Here is a 21,076-nt window from a genome sequence, read left to right on the forward strand (position 1 = left end):
AGAAAACAAGCTAAACTGAGCCTGGAACAACTCGTAAACGCTCCAAGTTGGTCTACTGCCCAAGTAAAATTTATACTAAACAGAAATTAAAAAACAAATTAGAAGACTTGGATTGCACAGCTCAAAATACTGATTTTAGAAAGTGGAATACTAATTAATGGAGTTGTAACAAATAGTTGACAGTGTTTGTTGCTTTTTGACTTCAAAGGAGTATTACTGGATTTTCTCCTCAAATTAGACTTTTGCCCAGACTCTTCTCTCTTATGCTTGATAACGTTTCACACCATCTAGATAGGTTGCTACCAATTCCAAATCTTTGTCTAAAACAATAAAATCTGCATCATAACCTTCACGAATTTGTCCACAGACGTCATCGATGTGAACGGATTTAGCTGGGTTGAAGCTGGCCATCATGACTGCTTCATGCGGATTCGCAATTCCCCATTCGACCACATTCTTCACACCATCTTTGAGTTTGAGGATAGAACCTGCCAAGTTACCTGTCGATTTGAGGCGTGCAGTTCCATTTGCAACGACAACTGGGAATTCTCCCAACATATAGTCACCGTCTTCCAATCCACCAGCTGTCATACAGTCTGTAATAAGAGCAATGTTTTCTGTCCCTTTTTGTTTGATAAGAATTTCGCAGGCTTTTGGATCTACGTGATGGCCATCACAGATCAACTCTGCATAGGTATGAGGTAATTGATACATGGCTCCAACCATACCCAGTTCGCTGTGAGTCAACCCACGCATTCCATTGTAGGCGTGTACCCAAACACTCGCTCCAGCATCGACTGCTTTTTTAGCTTCATCAAAAGTCGCGTTTGAGTGCCCAAGAGCAACCGTTACACCTTCTCCGGTGATAGTCCGTACAAAGTCTTCTACACCTTCACGCTCTGGCGCAAGAGCAATTTTATTTAGCAAGCCATTTGCTGCTTTTTGCCACGCACGAAACTCATCCATGCGAGGATCTTTCATGTAGGCAGGGTTTTGAGCCCCCTTGTATTTCTCTGTGAAATAAGGCCCTTCAAAATAAATTCCACGAATTTTCGCGCCACTTGCTTCTTGATAACGAGCACCGATATTTTCAGTTACCGCAAGCAATTGCTCATAAGTCGATGTCAAAGTTGTTGGCAAGAAGCTCGTTACCCCCATGCTGAGGAGTCCTTCACTCATAGTATGAAGCGTTCCTTCGATATTATTATCCATAACATCCACACCGCCAAATCCATGAATGTGGGTATCCACAAGTCCTGGAGCAATGCTATAACCTGTATAGTCAATCACCTCAGCTCCTTCAGGAATCTGCTCTACATGTTTTCCAAACTTGCCGTCCACAAGTTCCAAGTAACCACCTCGACGAACTCCGTGTGGGTAGAAAAACTGATCCGCTTTAATATAGTTAGGCATAATGTTAACCTCCTTAAAAAATTGATTCTACAATTTATTATGTCAATTACATTATAAACCTTTCTTTTTCATTTGTAAATGGTATAGACCTATTTTCTGAAGATATTTTAAAAGCGATATTTCACGTTCGAATCACAACACATCTAAATAAATAAGAAAGAGCAGTTGAAAAATTACTGCTTTTTTGTTACACTAGATAGAAAGACTGTAAAGGATAATCTGGCTTTTTGCCATTATTCTAGAGAAATGTTATTTCACAGACTGACTAAAAGGAGACACAATGGCAGACCGAGGCTTACTAATCGTTTTTTCTGGTCCTTCAGGGGTTGGCAAAGGAACGGTTAGAAGAGAGATTTTTGAGAGTTCTGAAAATCAATTTCAATACTCTGTATCGATGACGACACGCGCACAACGTCCTGGAGAAGTGGACGGTGTTGACTATTTCTTCCGTACTCGTGAAGAGTTTGAAGAGCTGATTCGTCAAGGACAGATGTTGGAATACGCAGAATATGTCGGCAACTACTATGGAACTCCTCTGACCTACGTCAATGAAACCTTGGACAAGGGAATCGATGTTTTCCTTGAAATTGAAGTTCAGGGTGCTCTTCAGGTTAAGAAAAAGGTTCCAGATGCTGTCTTTATCTTCCTGACACCACCAGATTTGGATGAATTACAAGACCGCTTGGTAGGTCGTGGAACAGATAGCGCAGAAGTGATTGCCCAACGAATCGAAAAAGCCAAGGAAGAAATTGCTCTCATGCGTGAGTATGATTATGCGATTGTCAACGATCAGGTGCCCCTAGCTGCTGAGCGTGTCAAACGTGTGATCGAAGCAGAGCACTTCCGTGTGGACCGTGTCATTGGTCACTATCAGGAGATGTTACCAAAGTCTCCAACTACCCGATAAAATTTAGAAAATAGGTACAAGCAAATGATGTTAAAACCCTCTATTGATACCTTGCTCGACAAGGTTCCTTCAAAATATTCACTCGTAATCTTGGAAGCAAAACGTGCCCACGAATTGGAAGCAGGTGCACCAGCAACTCAAGGTTTCAAGTCTGAAAAATCAACTCTTCGCGCTCTAGAAGAAATCGAATCAGGAAACGTAACCATTCACCCAGACCCAGAAGGGAAACGTGAAGCAGTGCGTCGCCGTATCGAAGAAGAAAAACGCCGCAAAGAAGAAGAAGAAAAGAAAATCAAAGAGCAAATCGCTAAAGAAAAAGAAGATGGTGAAAAAATTTAAGGTTGGGGGGACTCAATCTTATTTTTTCTATTGTAAGAATGTACTGACAAGGAGGAGGTGAGAAGATGGTTATAGCCAATATTATTGTAGATGTGCCCTTGATGCAGACGGACCAGCCCTATAGTTACAAGATTCCTAAGGAATTTGAGGGAATGCTAGAAGTTGGGATGCGGGTTCATGTGCCTTTTGGTAAGGGCAATCGCCTGATTCAAGGGATTGTTCTTGGTTTGGAGTCTCAATCAGATGAGGAAGAGATGGAGCAAGATTTAAAAGATATTGCGGAGGTGCTGGATTTTTCTCCTGTTCTCACGCAAGAACAACTCTGGCTAGCTGAAGAGCTCCGCAAGTCCGTCTTTTCCTATAAAATCTCTATCCTCAAGGCTATGTTACCGGGATTTCTAAACTCCAGCTATGACAAGATTCTCTATCCTCTGGAAGGCCTAAGTCAGGAAGACCGAGAGCGCTTGTTTGGTTCAGAAGATTCACTTGCCTTTTCTTCTCTAGATTTAGGTAAGCAAGCTGAAATGATGCGTTTGACTAGAAAAGGCCTGCTTGGTCTAGAATATCAGGCGATTGATCAAAAGAAGGTCAAGACCCAGTCTTGGTATGAGGTAGACCTTGCTAAATTAGAAAGTGTAGAGATTTCTACACGCGCCAAGAAAAAGTTAGAACTGAGAGACTATTTGCTGTCTCATCCTGAGAGTGCTTCCTTGGCTAGTTTGTTAGAGTCCTACTCACGGGAGCAGGTCAACTTTTTTGTGGAACAAGGTGCTGTGTCCATAGTCCAAAAGGAAGTGCAACGCTCGGCTGCTTATTTTGAAGGGATTGAAGCAAGTCAGCCTTTGGAGTTGAATCCAGAGCAAAGACAGGCGCGTGATGCGGTTGTGAGTGCGATTGGTAGTCATCAGCCTCCCTTCCTCCTTCAAGGGATCACAGGAAGTGGGAAGACCGAGGTTTACTTACAAATAATCCAAGGAGCCTTGGATAAGGGGAAAACAGCCATCTTGTTAGTGCCTGAGATTTCCTTGACTCCGCAGATGACGGAGCGTTTTATTGCTCGCTTTGGTAAGAAAGTGGCCATTCTTCACTCAGGCCTGTCCAATGGTGAAAAGTATGATGAATGGCGCAAGGTGGAACGCGGCGATGCCCAAGTTGTTGTTGGTGCTAGATCTGCCATCTTTGCTCCGCTGAAAAATCTAGGTGTCATGATTATCGATGAGGAGCATGAAGCGACTTATAAGCAGGACAGCAATCCCCGTTATCATGCTAGAGAGGTAGCCATTTTACGGGCTCAGTATAATCAAGCGGCTCTGGTGCTTGGGTCTGCAACGCCGAGCTTAGAGAGCCGGGCGCGTGCTGGCAAAGGCGTCTATCAACACTTACGTCTAACCCAGCGTGCCAATCCTTTGGCTACAATCCCTGAGGTTCAAGTGATTGATTTTCGGGATTATATCGGACAAAACGAGACGTCAAACTTTACGCCTCCTTTGCTAGAAGCCATCCAAGACCGTCTGGCTAAAAAAGAGCAGGTGGTTCTCATGCTCAATCGCCGTGGCTATTCTAGCTTTGTCATGTGTCGGGAGTGTGGGACGGTGGATACTTGTCCCAACTGTGACATTTCCTTGACCTTGCACATGGATACCAAGACCATGAACTGCCATTATTGTGGTTTTTCAAAGAACATTCCTCAGGTCTGTCCTAACTGTAAGAGTCGCAGCATTCGCTACTACGGGACGGGAACCCAGAAGGCTTATGACGAGCTAGCAGAACTCTTTCCCCAGGCCCGTATTTTGCGGATGGATGTGGACACGACTCGTAAGAAAGGCAGTCATCAAGCTCTACTTGATCAGTTTGGACGAGGGGAAGCGGACATATTGCTTGGTACTCAGATGATTGCCAAGGGTTTGGATTTTCCCAATGTGACCCTAGTCGGAGTTCTAAATGCGGATACGGCCTTGAATCTGCCTGATTTCCGTTCTTCTGAGAGAACCTTCCAGCTCTTGACTCAGGTGGCAGGTCGAGCAGGTCGGGCTGAAAAATCTGGTCAGGTCTTAATTCAGTCCTACAATCCGCAGCACTATGCTATTCGATTTGCCAAGGATCAGGACTACGAAGGCTTTTATGCCTATGAAATGGGAATTAGACGACAACTTGGTTATCCGCCTTACTATTTCACCATTGGCATTACCCTTTCTCACAAGAAAGAAGAAGAGGTGGTCAAACGTGCTTATGAAGTCATGAACATTTTACGATCAGGTTTGTCCGAAACCAGTCACATTCTGGGGCCAACGCCTAAACCCATCGCCCGTACCCACAACCTCTATCATTACCAGATTTTAATTAAATACCGTTTAGAAGATGAGCTGGGGCCGACCCTCAACCAGGTCTTGGCTCTGACTCAAGAACGGGAAAATAGTGAGCTCCGTCTCAGCATTGACCATGAGCCACAGCAATTTTTATAAGAAGGAGAAGATATGACAAAATTAATCTTTATGGGGACACCCGACTTTTCAGCAACAGTCTTAAAAGGGCTTTTGACAGATGACCGTTACGAAATTCTAGCCGTTGTGACCCAGCCAGACCGTGCTGTTGGGCGTAAAAAAGTTATCCAAGAGACACCAGTTAAGCAGGCTGCCAAGGAAGCGGGTCTTCCAATCTACCAACCTGAAAAATTATCTGGAAGTCCAGAAATGGAAGCGATTATGAATTTGGGAGCGGATGGGATTATCACTGCTGCATTTGGGCAATTTCTTCCAAGTAAACTCCTTGATAGCATGGACTTTGCTGTTAATGTTCACGCCTCCCTTCTTCCTAAACACCGTGGTGGTGCGCCTATCCATTATGCCTTGATTCAAGGGGATGAGGAAGCTGGTGTGACCATTATGGAAATGGTTAAGGAAATGGATGCAGGAGATATGATTTCCCGTCGCAGTATTCCTATCACTGATGAGGACAATGTTGGCACCTTGTTTGAGAAATTAGCTCTTGTTGGTCGTGATTTGCTTTTGGATACTTTGCCTGCCTACATTGCTGGTGACATCAAACCTGAACCGCAGGATCCGAGTCAGGTTACTTTCTCGCCAAACATCAAGCCAGAAGAAGAAAAATTGGACTGGAATAAAAGCAATCGTCAACTTTTCAACCAAATCCGTGGGATGAACCCCTGGCCTGTTGCCCATACTTTCCTTAAGGGTGACCGCTTTAAGATTTATGAAGCCCTAGCAGTAGAAGGTCAGGGCAATCCAGGTGAAATCCTTTCTATCGGCAAGAAAGAATTGATTGTCGCAACGGCAGAGGGAGCTCTATCCCTCAAGCAAGTTCAGCCTGCAGGTAAACCTAAGATGGACATTGCTTCCTTCCTTAATGGAGTTGGCCGGACATTGACTGTAGGAGAACGATTTGGTGACTAAGGTAGAAACGGCTAGAAGTTTAGTCCTAGCAGTATTAGAGGATGTTTTTATCAATCAAGCATACTCAAATATCGCCTTAAATAAGCATCTCAAGGGAAGTCAACTTTCAGCAGCGGACAAGGGTTTGGTGACCGAGCTGGTCTATGGAACGGTAGCCCGTAAACTGACTCTGGAATGGTACCTATCCCACTTTATCGAAGACAGAGACCAGTTAGATAGTTGGCTTTATGTCCTTCTTCTCATGAGTGCCTACCAGCTCCGCTATTTGAACAAGATTCCAGACCATGCTGTGGTCAATGAAGCAGTAGAATTGGCCAAAGTCCGTAAAAAAGGCAGTGAAAAATTGGTTAACGCCCTCCTTCGCCGTATCTTGCGTGAAGGCTGGCCAGATATTGCTAGCATCAAACGAAAAAACAAGCGTGATTCCATTGCCTATTCTCTCCCAGTTTGGCTAGTTGCTAAGCTCAAGGAAGAATACGGCGAAGAGCGAGCGCAAGCTATTTTTGAAAGTCTCTTGGTGCGAAACAAGGCCAGTATTCGTGTAACTGATTTAAGCCGAAAAGAGGAAATCCAAGCCTTGTTGGAGGCCAGTGATTCATCCTTGTCTCCTTCTGGTCTGGTTAAGGAGCAAGGCCACTTTGCGGGACATGACCTATTTTCAGAGGGGGCTATTACCATCCAAGATGAGTCTAGTCAGCTGGTTGCTCCGACGCTTGATTTACAAGGTGATGAGCGAGTGCTTGATGCCTGTGCGGCTCCAGGTGGGAAAACAGCCCATATAGCCTCTTATCTTACGACAGGTCAGGTTACTGCTCTGGACTTGTATGACCACAAGTTGGACTTGATTCAAGAAAATGCCCAACGTCTGGGAGTTGCAAATCGGGTTCAAAGGCAAAAATTAGATGCTAGAAAGGTGCATGAGTTTTTTAGTCAGGATTCATTTGATAAGATTTTAGTGGATGCTCCCTGTTCAGGAATCGGTCTTTTGCGCCGAAAACCAGATATCAAATACAATAAAGAAACGGCAGATTTCGCGTCCTTACAGGAAATTCAGCTAGAAATATTAGGTAGTGTTTGTCAAACACTAGGCAAAGGTGGTATAATAACTTATAGTACCTGTACTATTGTCTCAGAGGAGAATTTTCAAGTCGTTGAGGCGTTTTTAGAAAGTCATCCTGAGTTCGAGCAGGTAAAGCTAGAACATGAATGTAAGGATATCATGAAAGACGGCTGTATCCTCATTACACCTGAATTGTATGGAAGTGATGGATTCTTCATCAGTCAATTTCGCAAGATATCGGATTAGGAAGGAACTGACACATGGAAATTTCATTATTAACAGATGTTGGTCAGAAACGGACAAATAACCAAGACTATGTCAACCACTATGTCAATAGAGCTGGACGTACTATGATTATTTTAGCTGATGGGATGGGAGGTCATCGCGCAGGGAATATCGCTAGTGAAATGGCGGTAACAGACCTAGGTATAGCTTGGGTTGATACCCAAATCGATACAGTCAATGAAGTGCGTGAATGGTTCGCCCATTACCTAGAAATTGAAAATCAAAAGATTCACCAGCTTGGTCAGGATGAAGCTTACAGAGGTATGGGAACTACTTTGGAAGTCCTTGCTATTATCGATAATCAGGCTATCTATGCTCATATTGGTGATTCGCGTATCGGCTTGATTCGTGGAGAAGAATACCATCAGTTGACGAGCGACCATTCTTTGGTCAATGAATTACTCAAGGCTGGTCAATTGACACCAGAAGAGGCAGAAGCTCATCCGCAAAAAAATATTATCACCCAGTCTATTGGGCAAAAAGATGAAATTCAGCCTGATTTTGGGACAGTGATCCTTGAGTCAGGTGACTATCTCTTGCTCAATAGTGACGGCTTGACCAACATGATTTCAGGCAGTGAGATTCGGGATATTGTAACCAGTGATATTCCTTTAGCAGATAAAACGGAGACACTTGTTCGTTTTGCTAACAATGCAGGAGGTTTAGACAACATTACGGTTGCCCTTGTTTCTATGAACGAGGAGGATGCAGAATGATCCAAATCGGCAAGATTTTTGCCGGACGATATCGGATTGTCAAACAGATTGGTCGAGGAGGCATGGCGGATGTCTACCTAGCCAAAGACTTAATCTTAGACGGGGAAGAAGTGGCAGTGAAGGTTTTGAGGACCAACTACCAGACGGACCCGATAGCTGTAGCTCGTTTTCAGCGTGAAGCGAGAGCTATGGCAGATTTAGACCATCCTCATATCGTTCGGATAACAGATATTGGCGAGGAAGACGGTCAACAGTACCTAGCTATGGAGTATGTGGCTGGACTTGACCTTAAACGCTATATCAAGGAACATTATCCTCTTTCTAATGAAGAAGCCGTCCGTATCATGGGACAAATCCTCCTAGCCATGCGTTTGGCCCATACCAGAGGAATTGTTCATCGGGATTTGAAACCTCAAAACATTCTTTTGACACCAGATGGGACTGTCAAGGTTACAGACTTTGGGATTGCAGTAGCCTTTGCTGAGACGAGTCTGACTCAGACTAACTCGATGCTGGGTTCAGTTCATTACTTGTCACCAGAGCAGGCGCGTGGTTCGAAGGCGACTGTACAAAGTGATATCTATGCAATGGGGATTATTTTCTATGAGATGCTGACGGGCCATATACCTTATGACGGGGATAGCGCGGTGACCATCGCCCTCCAGCATTTCCAAAAACCACTGCCGTCCGTTATTGCTGAGAATCCATCTGTGCCCCAGGCTTTGGAGAATGTTGTTATCAAGGCAACTGCTAAGAAATTGACAGATCGCTATAAATCAGTTGCTGAAATGTATGTGGATTTGTCTAGTAGTTTGTCTTATAATCGTCGCAATGAACCAAAGCTGGTCTTTGATGATGCGACTAAGGCGGACACCAAGACTCTACCAAAAGTATCCCAGAGCACCTTGACTTCGATTCCTAAGGTTCAAGCGCAGACAGAACACAAACCAATCAAAAAAACAAGTCAGGCTGTGACAGAGGAAACTTACCAACCACAAGCACCGAAAAAACGTAGATTTAAGATGCGTTACCTGATTTTTTTGGCCAGCATTGTATTGGTGGCAGCTTCTCTTATTTGGATACTATCCAGAACTCCTGCAACCATTGCCATTCCAGATGTGGCAGGTCAGACAGTTGCGGAAGCCAAGGAAACGCTCAAGAAAGCCAATTTTGAGATTGGTGAGGAGAAGACAGAGGCTAGTGAAAAGGTGGAAGAAGGGCGGATTATCCGTACAGATCCTGGCGCTGGAACTGGTCGAAAAGAAGGAACGAAAATCAATTTGGTTGTCTCATCAGGCAAGCAATCTTTCCAAATTAGTAATTATGTTGGTCGGAAATCCTCTGATGTCATTGCGGAATTAAAAGAGAAAAAAGTTCCAGATAATTTGATTAAAATTGAGGAAGAAGAGTCGAATGAGAGTGAGGCTGGAACGGTCATGAAGCAAAGTCTACCAGAAGGTACGACCTATGACTTAAGCAAGGCAACTCAAATTGTCTTGACAGTGGCTAAAAAAGCTACGACGATTCAATTAGGGAACTATATTGGACGGAACTCTACAGAAGTCATCTCAGAACTCAAGCAGAAGAAGGTTCCTGAGAATTTGATTAAGATAGAGGAAGAAGAGTCCAGCGAAAGCGAACCAGGAACGATTATGAAACAAAGTCCAGGTGCAGGTATCCCTTATGATTTGAGTAAACCTACTCAAATCGTCTTGACAGTAGCTAAAAAAGTTACAAGTGTTGCCATGCCGAGCTACATTGGTTCCAGCTTGGAGTTTACTAAGAATAATCTGATTCAAATTGTTGGGATTAAGGAAGCCAATATAGAAGTTGTAGAAGTGACGAAAGCGCCTGCAGGTAGTGCAGAAGGCATGGTTGTTGAACAAAGTCCTAGAGCAGGTGAAAAGGTAGACCTCAATAAGACAAGGGTCAAGATTTCAATCTACAAACCTAAAACAAGTTCAGCTACTCCTTAAAATCAGATGGATAATCAAAATAAGTAATCAATCTTTGTCATGATTTCGTGGCAAAGATTTTTTTTGAGTCCGGATTTGTGATAGAATAGAGGGAGTTGATAAAAGGAGGCAAGCATGGAAGAATCAAAAGAATTAAATGCCGTTATTGATGTGATTATGCTAGCGGGAACTATTCTCCTTAAAAGTGGTTCAGAGATTCATCGCGTAGAAGACACCATGATTCGGATTGCGCATTCGCAGGGGATTGTGGATTGCAATGTCCTTGCCATGCCTGCCGCTATCTTTTTCTCTATTGAAAATACCAATATTTCGCGCATGAAGCGCGTGACCTCTTCTTCTTATAACATCGAAAAAGTCTGCGATGTCAACCAGATTTCTCGTCAGCTGGTTGGGGGGCAGATTGATTTAGAAACAGCCTTCAAGCAATTGACGGCTCTGCAATCCCAACCCCTTCCCTATACTAAGTTGCAGGTAACTCTGGCTGCGACATTTAGTGCCCCTTTCTTCTCAATTATGTTTAGTGGAAATATCTACGACGCACTTGGGGCAGGAGTGGCGACCTTATTTGGTTTTGCCTTTTCCCTCTATGTGGAAAAATTTATCCGAATTCCCTTTGTGACAGCCTTTGCTGGAGCCTTTGTCTTTGGGATAATTGCCCAGTTTTGGGCTCGCTATACAGGCTTTCCTTCAACGGCAGATTTGATTATAGCTGGTGCGGTCATGCCGTTTGTACCAGGAATTGCCTTGACCAATGCGGTTCGTGATATTATGACCAACCACATAAACTCTGGTATGAGCAAGATGTTTGAATCCCTGCTCATTACCCTTGCTTTAGGGGCAGGAACTTCTGTCGCCTTGGTATTGATGAACTAATATGACACTAATAACCTTTTTATTACAAGCAGTAGCAAGTCTTCTTGCTATTATTACCTTTCTAATCGTACTCAATGTTCAGCGGTCCATGCTCTTACCAGGAGGAATTTTGGGCATGGCTGTCTGGCTAGTCTATCTCTTGCTCAAGGAACCGACCAATGTTATTGTGGCTACTTTTATTGCAGCCATTATAGGTTCTTGTGTCAGCCAGATTTTAAGTATTCTTTATAAGACTCCTGCTGTGGTCTTTATCTTAGCAATCTTGGCACCCTTGGTTCCGGGTTATCTCTCCTATCGGACAACTGCCTTTTTTGTGACAGGGGACTATAATAAAGCGCTGGCAAGTGCAACATTAGTTGTTATGCTGGCTCTGGTCATTTCCATTGGAATGGCTAGCGGAACAGTGATTCTCAGACTGTATCATTATATAAAAACACATCGAGTATCGTAGACTTTACAGAAATAAAAGAATTTTCTGAAAAATGAGATAAATATAGTGACAAGGCTTTCTATGTATGCTATTCTCTCTATATAAAGGAGGAAAAATCATGAAAAAATCACTATTTTCCTTATTGTCTGTAAGTCTACTGACTTTGTTGCTTATCCCAGTCATGGTTTCTAGTTTGGGTTCAGAGTTTCAAAGTGGATTACAAGAGCATCAGTTGATTGCCGAAAAGGTTAGTAAAACACTTGACAAGACATTTGATAAGGATGTCAGAGAAATTCCGACCAGTCAGTTTTATCAAGAATTTGTAGATGAGATGGGAAGGACTTACTCAGGAAATTTAATCCTCCAGGAACTGATAACTGAGAATGGGGCTTATAAAGCTACTTATATCGGTGAACTCTCTAGCAACTAATCATTCTTTGAAATTATGACCAATAAGAGGCTTGATTTGGTGAATCAAGTCTTTTTTCTCTCTTTTATTGCCATTTGTGATAAAATAGTACCGAACGATTTTTTACATGAATGATAAAACAGAGGTAAATATGACAATCGGTATTGATAAGATTGGTTTTGCGACCAGTCAATATGTCTTGAAGTTACAAGACTTAGCAGAAGCGAGGGGAATTGACCCTGAAAAATTAAGCAAAGGACTCTTACTCGAGGAATTGAGTATTGCGCCCTTAACTGAGGACATCGTGACCTTGGCGGCCAGTGCTAGTGACTTTATTTTAACTGAGCAAGAAAGAGCAGAAATTGACATGGTCATTGTGGCGACCGAGTCAGGAATTGACCAGAGTAAGGCTGCAGCCGTCTTTGTGCATGGCTTGCTGGGTATTCAGCCCTTTGCGCGTAGTTTCGAGATTAAAGAAGCCTGCTATGGAGCGACAGCTGCCCTTCATTATGCCAAATTGCATGTGGAAAATTCTCCAGAGTCCAAGGTCTTGGTCATTGCCAGTGATATTGCCAAGTACGGTATTGAAACTCCAGGAGAACCCACTCAGGGTGCTGGAAGTGTGGCCATGTTGATTACACAAAATCCACGCATGATGGCCTTTAATAATGACAATGTTGCTCAAACCCGTGACATCATGGATTTTTGGCGTCCAAATTACTCGACAACTCCTTATGTAAATGGTGTTTATTCTACCCAACAATACTTGGATAGTTTGAAAACGACTTGGCTTGAATATCAAAAACGCTACCAGCTTACTTTGGATGATTTTGCGGCTGTTTGTTTCCATTTGCCTTATCCTAAATTAGCCTTAAAAGGTTTGAAAAAAATCATGGATAAGAGCCTGCCTCAAGAGAAAAAAGACCTCTTGCAAAAGCATTTTGACCAGTCTATTCTTTACAGTCAAAAGGTGGGGAATATCTACACAGGTTCACTTTTCCTTGGGCTTCTGTCTCTCTTGGAAAATACAGATAGCTTGAAGGCTGGGGATAAAATCGCCCTTTATAGTTACGGAAGTGGTGCTGTAGCTGAGTTCTTCAGCGGTGAATTGGTTGAAGGTTATGAAGCTTATCTGGATAAAGACCGCTTGAACAAGCTCAACCAACGAACTGCCTTATCTGTTGCAGACTATGAAAAAGTCTTCTTTGAAGAAGTAGACTTAGATGAAACAAATTCTGCTCAGTTTGCTGGCTATGAAAATCAAGATTTTGCCTTGGTTGAAATTGTTGATCACCAACGCCGTTATAGCAAGGTTGAAAAATAATGAAGATAAGTTGGAATGGATTTTCTAAAAAATCATACCAAGAGCGCCTCGAGCTGTTAAAAGCTCAGGCGTTCCTTAGTCCTGAGAGGCAAGAGAGTTTAGAGCAGGATGAACAGATGAGTGTAACTGTGGCAGATCAGCTGAGTGAGAATGTGGTGGGAACTTTTTCTCTGCCTTATTCGCTGGTCCCAGAGGTTCTCGTTAACGGTCAGGAATACACAGTTCCCTATGTGACAGAAGAACCGTCCGTGGTTGCTGCGGCCAGCTATGCTAGTAAAATCATCAAGCGAGCAGGTGGCTTTACTGCTCAGGTTCATGAGCGCCAGATGATTGGACAGGTAGCCCTTTATCAAGTTGCTGACCCTGAACAAGCGCAAGAGAAGATTGCCAGCAAGAAAGCAGAGCTCCTAGAACTTGCCAATCAAGCCTATCCTTCTATCGTTAAACGTGGAGGTGGGGCGCGTGATCTGCATGTCGAGCAGATAAAAGGCGAACCAGACTTTCTCGTTGTTTATATTCATGTCGATACCCAGGAAGCCATGGGTGCCAATATGCTCAACACCATGCTGGAAGCCTTGAAACCAGTCTTAGAAGAACTCAGTCAGGGACAGAGTCTCATGGGAATCCTGTCCAACTACGCAACTGATTCTCTGGTGACTGCAAGCTGTCGCATCGCCTTTCGCTACTTGATCCGCCAAAAGGAGCAAGGACGAGAAATTGCAGAGAAGATAGCCTTGGCTAGTCAGTTTGCGCAAGCTGATCCTTATCGAGCGGCTACCCACAATAAAGGGATTTTTAACGGTATTGATGCCATTTTGATTGCCACTGGTAATGACTGGCGTGCCATTGAGGCGGGGGCTCATGCCTTTACTAGTCGAGACGGGCGCTATCAAGGTCTCAGTCGCTGGACGCTGGATCTTGAAAGAGAAGAATTGGTCGGTGAGATGACCTTACCCATGCCTGTAGCGACCAAGGGTGGCTCTGTTGGTCTCAACCCTCGTGTAGCTCTCAGTCATGAATTATTGGGAAATCCTTCTGCCAAAGAATTAGCCCAGATTATCGTGTCTATCGGGCTTGCCCAAAATTTTGCGGCCCTCAAAGCCTTGGTGAGTACAGGGATTCAGCAAGGCCACATGAAATTGCAGGCTAAATCTTTGGCACTTCTCGCAGGTGCTAGTGAATCCGAAGTTGCTCCCCTAGTCGAGCGCCTCATCGCAGATAAAACCTTTAACCTAGAGACAGCCCAGCGCTACCTAGAAAATTTAAGATCATAAAAACTCAGACGAATTCGGTCTGAGTTTTCTTGTATTTAAATACTTTTTCCTGGTAAAAGAGTAACTGGTAAAAAGTAACCAGTTGTCGCGACCTCCTTGCCTTCGATCTTTTGCAAGAGGAGGTCAACAGTGAGGCAGGCAATCTCTTCCAAGGGTTGCTTGATAGTAGCCAGTTGAGGGTAGTAATTTTCGATAAAGTAGGTCCCATCATAGCCGATGACCTTGAGCTCTTCTGGTACAGAAATTCCCAGTTCCTGAGCAATTTTAATGACTAGAATAGCGGTCAAATCATCCGAAGCAAAGATGGCATCTGGTTTTTGACGGGTCAAGATATTCTTGATTTCCATTTCTTTTCTGACGGGAGAAAAGTCACTGGAAACATTGATAATAGGTGCTTTGGGGAGAACAGATGCAAAGCCAGCGTGGCGTAGTCCAGTTGGCGAATTGGAATTGTCATTCCCTGTAATCATGATGATAGACTGGGCACCTGTCTTAACCAAGGTCTGGGCAGCAAGAACCCCACCAGCATAGTTGTCAGAGGAGACGACAGGGATGTCTGGCGATAGGTTTCGGTCGAAGGAAATAATCGGCGCGGTCACACGATTGTAGTCTTCGATTCCCAAGTTGTGACTACCCGAAATGATGCCGTCCACCTGATTGGCTTCCAACATTTCGATGTATTCACGTTCCTTCTCAGAATCGTGCTCACTGTTGCAGATGATGGTCTTGTAACCATTTTTGAAGAGTTGGTGTTCCAATTTATCAATCAATTCTGCATAGAAAACATTGGAAATATTTGGGAAAATCAAGCCGATTAACTTAGCTGATTTTCCTTGTAGACTGCGAGCTAGGTTGTTGGGTTTATAGCCCAATTCTCGCATGGCTTCATTGACTTTTTGAATGGTTTTCTCAGAGAGATACCCTTTTTTATTGATAACCCGAGAAACGGTAGTAGGACTGACGCCTGCAAGTTTGGCGACATCAGTTAATTTTGCGACCATAATCTAATTCATAGTAAGTTCCAGTTGGGTTTCCAGATTTGATGAGGATACCATTTTGGTCCGCATGTGGGAAGACACGACCAGAAAATACTTTTTCTCCTTTATTGATGAAAATTTCAAAGACAGAGTTATCGATGAAGATTGTAGCAGTAGTAGCTTGATTGTCGATAGGGCAAGAACGTGTAGTTCCAAATTCTTGGGCATACTGTTCTCCAGCCTGGCTACGATCTACTGTCACTTGACCATTTACAAGGTCAAAGTTGATGGAAAGTCCCTTGCCTTCTTGATCAGCTAGTAAGACAATCTCGCTCTGGCTATTAGTTTCCAAGTTGAGTTCAAGTTCGTAAGTGTTCTTGGTTTGGGCACGATTTGAGAAGGCTTCTTCAGAGGCACGAAGGTCCTTGATAGCTGTGACTGGGTATTGGTAGAGTTTACCGTCTTTGATAGTGAGTTCCTTGACCAAAGAGAAGGTTCCTTGGTGGTCAAAACGGTCAGATGGATATGAAACATCAGGCAAGCCAAGCCAGCTAACAGCTAGAGCGCGTCCGTCAGGAGCGTTGAAGGCTTGAGTTGCATAGGCTTCGAAACCATAGTCCATGTTTTGAAGTTGAGACACATCTACCATTTTGGCATTTTCAGGGTCAAAGGAAGCCCCAATCTTATACATATTTGGATAGATATTGTCGTAGTCTAGAACATCTTTATCCAATCCTTGTGGGCAGTAGAGAAGGACAGGTTGTTCCCCTACAAAAACCAGATTTGGACATTCCATCATGTAGGCAGTACGGTCGTTAGCAAAGTCAAGGTTGCCAACGACTTGCCAGTTTGTATAGTCGTTGTCTACAGCCTTGTAGAGACGGACGAAGCCTTTTTTCTCCAAGTCCTGTCCACCGACGATAGCATAGTATTGTCCCTTAAAGTTAAAAATTTGCGGGTCGCGGAAGTGGTCAGTAGAGTCTGCTGGTTGGTCAATCAAAATCTTGTCAATCTTTGTAATCTTGCCATCCTTGTCCATCAAAGCCCCAATCTGGTATGGATGACGAATCCAGTTTTTATCACGAACATTTCCTGTATAAAATAGGAACAAGTTATCGCCAAATTGCATGGCAGAACCAGAGTAGGCACCGTGGCTATCTAATGGAGTATCAGGTAAAACTTTGACACCAGTTTCTGTGAAGTGAACCAAGTCCTCACTTTCCAATTGCACCCAAGATTTTAAACCATGGGCTGCACCAAACGGAAAGTTTTGATAAAAAACAATCCACTTCCCATCAAAGTAAGAAAAGCCATTTGGGTCGTTGAGAAGTCCTGTTTTTGGCTCAACATGGTAATGAGTATGCCATGGAGATTGTGCCATATTTTCCTTAATATTTTGAATTTCTTCTTGCGTCCAATCTTGATAAAGTCTGTAACGACGCTCAGTAGTCCATTCCATTCTTTCATTCCTCCAAAAATCTTATCACTTTTAATAGTAACCGTTTTCGTAAAAAAAAGCAAGACTTTTATGTTAAAAAAGAGAAAAAACTGTCAAACGTTTGTCACAAAATAAATGCGGGAAAGCAATCAAATTTTCACGAAAATATGAAAGATAATGAAACAAAACCCTTTTAAGCAAGATTTTAAACTTATTTTTTTAAGGAACACCTGATAAAACAGTCAAAAACAATCAATCTTACTAAGTGGATAGAATATTTTTCTGCAAAACGCTTGACATATTTCTAAAACATGATAAAATAATAGTCGTAGGGCGAATAAAATCGCTTTCAAACAAGAACAAAATTTTATATAAGGAGATTTTTGCAAATGAACAATCAGGAAATTGCAAAAAAAGTCATCGATGCCTTGGGTGGACGTGAAAATGTCAACAGTGTAGCTCACTGTGCGACTCGTCTTCGTGTCATGGTCAAAGATGAAGGAAAAATCAATAAAGAAGTGATTGAGAACTTGGAAAAAGTTCAAGGTGCTTTCTTTAACTCAGGTCAATACCAAATCATCTTTGGTACTGGTACAGTAAACAAAATGTACGATGAAGTTGTTGCACTTGGTTTACCAACATCATCTAAAGATGACATGAAAGCAGAAGCTGCTAAACAAGGGAACTGGTTCCAACGTGCTATCCGTACTTTCGGTGACGTTTTCGTTCCAATCATCCCAGTTATCGTAGCGACAGGTCTCTTCATGGGTGTGCGTGGTCTTTTCAATGCTCTTAAAATGCCACTTCCAGGAGACTTTGCAACTTACACACAAATCTTGACAGATACAGCCTTCATCATCTTGCCAGGTTTGGTTGTGTGGTCAACCTTCCGTGTATTCGGTGGAAATCCTGCCGTTGGTATCGTTCTTGGTATGATGCTTGTTTCTGGCTCACTTCCAAACGCTTGGGTAGTCGCTTCAGGTGGTGAAGTAACGGCTATGAACTTCTTTGGTTTCATCCCTGTTGTTGGTTTGCAAGGTTCCGTTCTTCCAGCCTTCATCATCGGGGTTGTCGGAGCAAAATTTGAAAAAGCTGTCCGCAAGGTCGTTCCAGATGTCATTGACCTCTTGGTAACACCATTTGTGACACTTTTGGTCATGTCTATCCTTGGACTCTTTGTCATCGGACCAGTCTTCCACATTGTTGAAAACTATATCCTTATTGGTACAAAAGCAATTCTTGGCTTGCCACTTGGTCTTGGTGGTTTCTTGATTGGTGGGGTTCACCAATTGATCGTCGTGTCAGGTGTGCACCACATCTTCAACTTGCTTGAAGTGCAATTGCTTGCTGCTGACCATGCTAACCCATTCAACGCTATCATCACTGCGGCTATGACAGCTCAAGGTGCTGCGACTGTTGCGGTTGGTGTTAAAACTAAAAATCCAAAACTGAAAACACTTGCTTTCCCAGCTGCTCTTTCTGCCTTCCTCGGTATTACAGAGCCTGCTATCTTCGGGGTGAACTTGCGCTTCCGTAAACCATTCTTCCTCTCATTGATTGCTGGTGCAATCGGTGGTGGATTGGCTTCTATCCTTGGACTTGCTGGTAATGGTAGTGGTATCACCATCATCCCTGGTACAATGCTTTATGTTGGTAACGGACAACTTGCCCAATACCTTCTTATGGTAGCCGTATCATTTGCACTTGGTTTTGCTCTTACTTACATGTTTGGTTATGAGGATGAAAAAGAAGTTGCTACTGAAGTAGCGACAGAACGTTTGGTCCAAGAAGAAACAACTGGTAACATTCCAGCAGCTCTTCAAAATGAAACACTTGTAACTCCTATCGTTGGTGACGTTGTAGCTCTTGCTGATGTCAATGACCCAGTCTTCTCAAGTGGAGCTATGGGACAAGGTATCGCTGTGAAACCTAGCCAAGGTGTGGTCTATGCACCAGCTGATGCTGAAGTTTCAATCGCCTTTGCAACAGGACACGCCTTTGGTTTGAAAACAACTAATGGTGCTGAAGTCTTGATCCACGTTGGTATTGACACTGTATCTATGAATGGTGACGGTTTTGAAGCAAAAGTTGCCCAAGGTGACAAGGTGAAAGCAGGCGATGTTCTTGGAACATTTGACTCAAACAAAATCGCTGCAGCTGGTCTTGATGATACAACAATGGTTATCGTTACAAACACAGCTGACTTCTCTTCAGTAGCTCCAGTCGCAACAGGTTCAGTTGCGAAGGGGGATGCTCTTATCGAAGTGAAAGCTTAATCTTTCCTAGCTAAATGAAAACGAACAAATGACATGTTTGTTCGTTTTTGCTTGAATGGTAAGATTTACAGAGGAAAATCTAAAAAATAGAGAAATTTAGACTTTCGAAATATGCTATAATAAAGAAAATAAAAACAAGAGGTTTATCATGACAAAATTATATGGAAGCTTGGAAGCGGGCGGTACAAAGTTTGTCTGTGCTGTCGGTGATGAAAACTTTAACGTTGTAGAAAAAACACAATTTCCAACAACAACTCCAATCGAAACAATCGATAAAACCATTGAGTTCTTCTCAAAATTCGACAACCTTGCTGGTCTTGCAGTCGGTTCATTTGGTCCGATTGATATTGACAAAAACTCAAAAACTTATGGCTTTATCACAACGACTCCAAAACCAAACTGGGCAAATGTGGACTTGCTTGGTGCCCTTCGTCGCGCCCTAAACGTGCCAATGTACTTCACTACAGACGTAAACAGCTCTGCCTATGGTGAAGTGGTTGCCCGTAATAATGCTGGTGGTCGTATCGAAAACTTGGTTTACTACACAATCGGTACAGGTATCGGTGCAGGTGTCATCCAACGTGGTGAGTTTATCGGCGGTGTGGGTCATCCTGAAATGGGTCATTACTATGTGGCTAGACACCCAATGGATATTGAAAAAGAGTTTAAGGGTGTTTGTCCTTTCCATAAGGGATGTTTGGAAGGCTATGCAGCTGGTCCAAGTTTGGAAGCTCGTACAGGTGTACGTGGGGAAAATATTGAACTCAATAACCCTGTTTGGGATGTCCAAGCCTACTATATCGCTCAAGCTGCGGTCAATGCGACAGTGACTTTCCGCCCAGACGTGATTGTCTTTGGTGGAGGAGTCATGGCTCAACAACACATGCTGGACCGTGTCCGTGAGAAATTTACATCTCTTCTCAATGGTTACCTACCAGTACCTGATGTGCGTGATTACATCGTGACGCCAGCAGTCGCAGGAAATGGTTCTGCTACTCTTGGGAACTTTGTCCTTGCAAAAGAAGTTTCAAAATAAAGCACAAAATCCGCTTGGGAAACCAAACGGATTTTTTAAGTGTCAAAGCATTTGCCAGAAAAAGTCGATAATATAGGTCAGACCGTAGGTATAAACCACGAGAGTAAAGGGCTTGGTCAGAATGATGATGGTCATATAGCGCTTGAAACTCATCTTGGTCAGGGCAGCCAGCATACAGAGAAAGTCAGCTGGACTAATGGGCCAAATCATCATAAAGATAAAGAAACGGTCAAAACGATTGCCCTTATCCAACCAGCCGATATACTTGTCATAGGTGCGCTTGCTGACGACAGACTGGACAAAGGCAGCCCCATAGAGGCGCACCAGATAAAAGATAATGGCACAGCCAATCACGATGCCGATATAGTTGTAGATCGTACCGATGATGTGGCCGTAGATAAAGACCCCAGCAACCGATGTCAAGGCTCCAGGAATGATAGGGACGACCGTTTGTAAAATCTGTAAAAAGATAAAGAGAGGTGGACCCCAGATGCCTGCCTGCTGGATAAAGGCAGAGAGGGTTTCCTTGGACTGTAAAATCCCAGCCTGATAAGCCCAAATACAGAAAATCAAACTCCCAACCCCACCGACAATCGATGAGATATTGATAACTTGCTGTAGAAGGGGAGAAACAGCTTTCATTTGTTTATCCTGTGACATGTAAACTCCTCATAGATAGTATATTTCTACTATACCATATTTTGGAGGAGAAAGGGGGAAAGAGTGTTTTTGATGAGAAATAGATGGGAATACAGGCCTTCGAGACTTAGAACAGGTCTGTCAACTAAAGGTTATATGCATTCTAAGTTTAGAATAATCGTAATTCCATAAATTTACAAGTATTCTAAGTTTCGAATAGCTTATCTGAGATAATTTTGAGGCATTCGAGCTTTCGAATAGTCATCTTCTCTAAAGTTTAGATGTATTCTGAAG

At 43.2% G+C, this 21,076-nt stretch carries 18 protein-coding genes; 14 read left to right on the plus strand and 4 right to left on the minus strand.

All coding sequences use genetic code 11. The features are described from left to right. Positions 1-261: 261 nt before the first annotated feature. Entirely contained in the window at positions 262-1,413 is a 1,152-nt protein-coding gene (gene nagA, locus HT709_RS01780; RefSeq protein WP_172925451.1) for an N-acetylglucosamine-6-phosphate deacetylase, read from the minus strand. A gap of 280 nt (positions 1,414-1,693) precedes the next feature. On the opposite strand from nagA, the gene gmk reads away from it, so the two are divergent. The 12 genes from gmk (at position 1,694) to HT709_RS01840 (ending at position 14,416) form a co-directional block, all read left to right on the plus strand. Beyond that, positions 1,694-2,320, plus strand: a complete 627-nt coding sequence (gene gmk, locus HT709_RS01785) for a guanylate kinase (RefSeq protein WP_000775041.1) — start codon at positions 1,694-1,696, stop codon at positions 2,318-2,320. Between the two features lie 24 nt (positions 2,321-2,344). Next, entirely contained in the window at positions 2,345-2,659 is a 315-nt protein-coding gene (gene rpoZ / locus HT709_RS01790; protein WP_000979235.1) for a DNA-directed RNA polymerase subunit omega, read from the plus strand. Between the two features lie 65 nt (positions 2,660-2,724). Beyond that, positions 2,725-5,121, plus strand: a complete 2,397-nt coding sequence (locus tag HT709_RS01795) for a primosomal protein N' (protein ID WP_172925452.1) — start codon at positions 2,725-2,727, stop codon at positions 5,119-5,121. Between the two features lie 12 nt (positions 5,122-5,133). Further along, positions 5,134-6,069, plus strand: coding sequence for a methionyl-tRNA formyltransferase (gene fmt, locus HT709_RS01800; RefSeq protein ID WP_172925453.1), 936 nt, complete (start codon positions 5,134-5,136; stop codon positions 6,067-6,069). Beyond that, positions 6,062-7,375 carry a 16S rRNA (cytosine(967)-C(5))-methyltransferase RsmB gene (gene rsmB / locus HT709_RS01805; RefSeq protein WP_172925454.1) on the plus strand — a complete coding sequence of 438 codons (1,314 nt, stop codon included), beginning with the start codon at positions 6,062-6,064 and terminating at the stop codon, positions 7,373-7,375. Before fmt ends, rsmB begins: the two co-directional genes overlap by 8 nt. Before the next feature lie 14 nt (positions 7,376-7,389). Then, entirely contained in the window at positions 7,390-8,130 is a 741-nt protein-coding gene (locus HT709_RS01810) for a Stp1/IreP family PP2C-type Ser/Thr phosphatase (RefSeq protein ID WP_000406237.1), read from the plus strand. Further along, entirely contained in the window at positions 8,127-10,106 is a 1,980-nt protein-coding gene (stkP, locus tag HT709_RS01815; RefSeq protein WP_172925455.1) for a serine/threonine-protein kinase StkP, read from the plus strand. The genes HT709_RS01810 and stkP overlap by 4 nt, the downstream gene beginning before the upstream one ends. A 114-nt stretch (positions 10,107-10,220) precedes the next feature. Beyond that, positions 10,221-10,979 carry a threonine/serine exporter family protein gene (locus HT709_RS01820; RefSeq protein ID WP_172925456.1) on the plus strand — a complete coding sequence of 253 codons (759 nt, stop codon included), beginning with the start codon at positions 10,221-10,223 and terminating at the stop codon, positions 10,977-10,979. A 1-nt stretch (position 10,980) separates the two neighbouring features. Beyond that, positions 10,981-11,430 carry a threonine/serine exporter family protein gene (locus tag HT709_RS01825; RefSeq protein ID WP_000172685.1) on the plus strand — a complete coding sequence of 150 codons (450 nt, stop codon included), beginning with the start codon at positions 10,981-10,983 and terminating at the stop codon, positions 11,428-11,430. Between the two features lie 160 nt (positions 11,431-11,590). Then, a complete protein-coding gene (locus tag HT709_RS01830; RefSeq protein ID WP_025170610.1) occupies positions 11,591-11,839 on the plus strand; it encodes a hypothetical protein in 249 nt (82 codons plus the stop codon). A gap of 130 nt (positions 11,840-11,969) precedes the next feature. Next, entirely contained in the window at positions 11,970-13,142 is a 1,173-nt protein-coding gene (locus HT709_RS01835) for a hydroxymethylglutaryl-CoA synthase (protein WP_000151945.1), read from the plus strand. Beyond that, on the plus strand, positions 13,142-14,416 hold the full coding sequence (locus HT709_RS01840) for a hydroxymethylglutaryl-CoA reductase, degradative (RefSeq protein WP_000704368.1): 1,275 nt from the start codon (positions 13,142-13,144) through the stop codon (positions 14,414-14,416). Before HT709_RS01835 ends, HT709_RS01840 begins: the two co-directional genes overlap by 1 nt. 35 nt (positions 14,417-14,451) lie before the next feature. On the opposite strand, the gene HT709_RS01845 is transcribed toward HT709_RS01840, so the two are convergent. Further along, positions 14,452-15,417, minus strand: coding sequence for a LacI family DNA-binding transcriptional regulator (locus HT709_RS01845; RefSeq protein ID WP_000226009.1), 966 nt, complete (start codon positions 15,415-15,417; stop codon positions 14,452-14,454). Continuing rightward, positions 15,398-16,852 carry a glycoside hydrolase family 32 protein gene (locus HT709_RS01850; RefSeq protein ID WP_172925457.1) on the minus strand — a complete coding sequence of 485 codons (1,455 nt, stop codon included), beginning with the start codon at positions 16,850-16,852 and terminating at the stop codon, positions 15,398-15,400. Before HT709_RS01850 ends, HT709_RS01845 begins: the two co-directional genes overlap by 20 nt. A gap of 368 nt (positions 16,853-17,220) precedes the next feature. Here HT709_RS01850 and HT709_RS01855 point away from each other — a divergent pair, with 368 nt between their 5' ends. After that, on the plus strand, positions 17,221-19,107 hold the full coding sequence (locus HT709_RS01855; protein ID WP_001064577.1) for a sucrose-specific PTS transporter subunit IIBC: 1,887 nt from the start codon (positions 17,221-17,223) through the stop codon (positions 19,105-19,107). A 148-nt stretch (positions 19,108-19,255) separates the two neighbouring features. Next, complete coding sequence (scrK, locus tag HT709_RS01860; protein ID WP_000164310.1) at positions 19,256-20,143, plus strand: fructokinase ScrK; 888 nt, start codon at positions 19,256-19,258, stop codon at positions 20,141-20,143. Positions 20,144-20,185: 42 nt separating this feature from the next. Here the strand turns inward: scrK and HT709_RS01865 are convergent, their stop codons facing one another. Next, the gene (locus HT709_RS01865) at positions 20,186-20,803 is read right to left on the minus strand and encodes a TVP38/TMEM64 family protein (RefSeq protein ID WP_000076168.1); all 618 of its coding nucleotides are present in this window, start codon (positions 20,801-20,803) and stop codon (positions 20,186-20,188) included. Positions 20,804-21,076: the final 273 nt, after the last annotated feature.

It is taken from the genome of Streptococcus sp. 1343 (assembly GCF_013277355.1).
Taxonomy (GTDB): domain Bacteria; phylum Bacillota; class Bacilli; order Lactobacillales; family Streptococcaceae; genus Streptococcus; species Streptococcus pseudopneumoniae.

Excerpts from the sequence above, each read along its gene's own strand:
- HT709_RS01810 (WP_000406237.1), top strand. The coding sequence starts at position 7,390 with ATGGAAATTTCATTATTAACAGATGTTGGTCAGAAACGGACAAATAAC.
- HT709_RS01840 (WP_000704368.1), top strand. The coding sequence starts at position 13,142 with ATGAAGATAAGTTGGAATGGATTTTCTAAAAAATCATACCAAGAGCGC.
- HT709_RS01795 (WP_172925452.1), top strand. The coding sequence starts at position 2,725 with ATGGTTATAGCCAATATTATTGTAGATGTGCCCTTGATGCAGACGGAC.
- HT709_RS01825 (WP_000172685.1), top strand. The coding sequence starts at position 10,981 with ATGACACTAATAACCTTTTTATTACAAGCAGTAGCAAGTCTTCTTGCT.
- scrK (WP_000164310.1), top strand. The coding sequence starts at position 19,256 with ATGACAAAATTATATGGAAGCTTGGAAGCGGGCGGTACAAAGTTTGTC.
- gmk (WP_000775041.1), top strand. The coding sequence starts at position 1,694 with ATGGCAGACCGAGGCTTACTAATCGTTTTTTCTGGTCCTTCAGGGGTT.
- nagA (WP_172925451.1), bottom strand. The coding sequence starts at position 1,413 with ATGCCTAACTATATTAAAGCGGATCAGTTTTTCTACCCACACGGAGTT.
- HT709_RS01855 (WP_001064577.1), top strand. The coding sequence starts at position 17,221 with ATGAACAATCAGGAAATTGCAAAAAAAGTCATCGATGCCTTGGGTGGA.
- fmt (WP_172925453.1), top strand. The coding sequence starts at position 5,134 with ATGACAAAATTAATCTTTATGGGGACACCCGACTTTTCAGCAACAGTC.
- HT709_RS01835 (WP_000151945.1), top strand. The coding sequence starts at position 11,970 with ATGACAATCGGTATTGATAAGATTGGTTTTGCGACCAGTCAATATGTC.
- stkP (WP_172925455.1), top strand. The coding sequence starts at position 8,127 with ATGATCCAAATCGGCAAGATTTTTGCCGGACGATATCGGATTGTCAAA.
- HT709_RS01830 (WP_025170610.1), top strand. The coding sequence starts at position 11,591 with ATGGTTTCTAGTTTGGGTTCAGAGTTTCAAAGTGGATTACAAGAGCAT.
- HT709_RS01845 (WP_000226009.1), bottom strand. The coding sequence starts at position 15,417 with ATGGTCGCAAAATTAACTGATGTCGCCAAACTTGCAGGCGTCAGTCCT.
- HT709_RS01850 (WP_172925457.1), bottom strand. The coding sequence starts at position 16,852 with ATGGAATGGACTACTGAGCGTCGTTACAGACTTTATCAAGATTGGACG.
- rpoZ (WP_000979235.1), top strand. The coding sequence starts at position 2,345 with ATGATGTTAAAACCCTCTATTGATACCTTGCTCGACAAGGTTCCTTCA.
- HT709_RS01865 (WP_000076168.1), bottom strand. The coding sequence starts at position 20,803 with ATGTCACAGGATAAACAAATGAAAGCTGTTTCTCCCCTTCTACAGCAA.
- HT709_RS01820 (WP_172925456.1), top strand. The coding sequence starts at position 10,221 with ATGGAAGAATCAAAAGAATTAAATGCCGTTATTGATGTGATTATGCTA.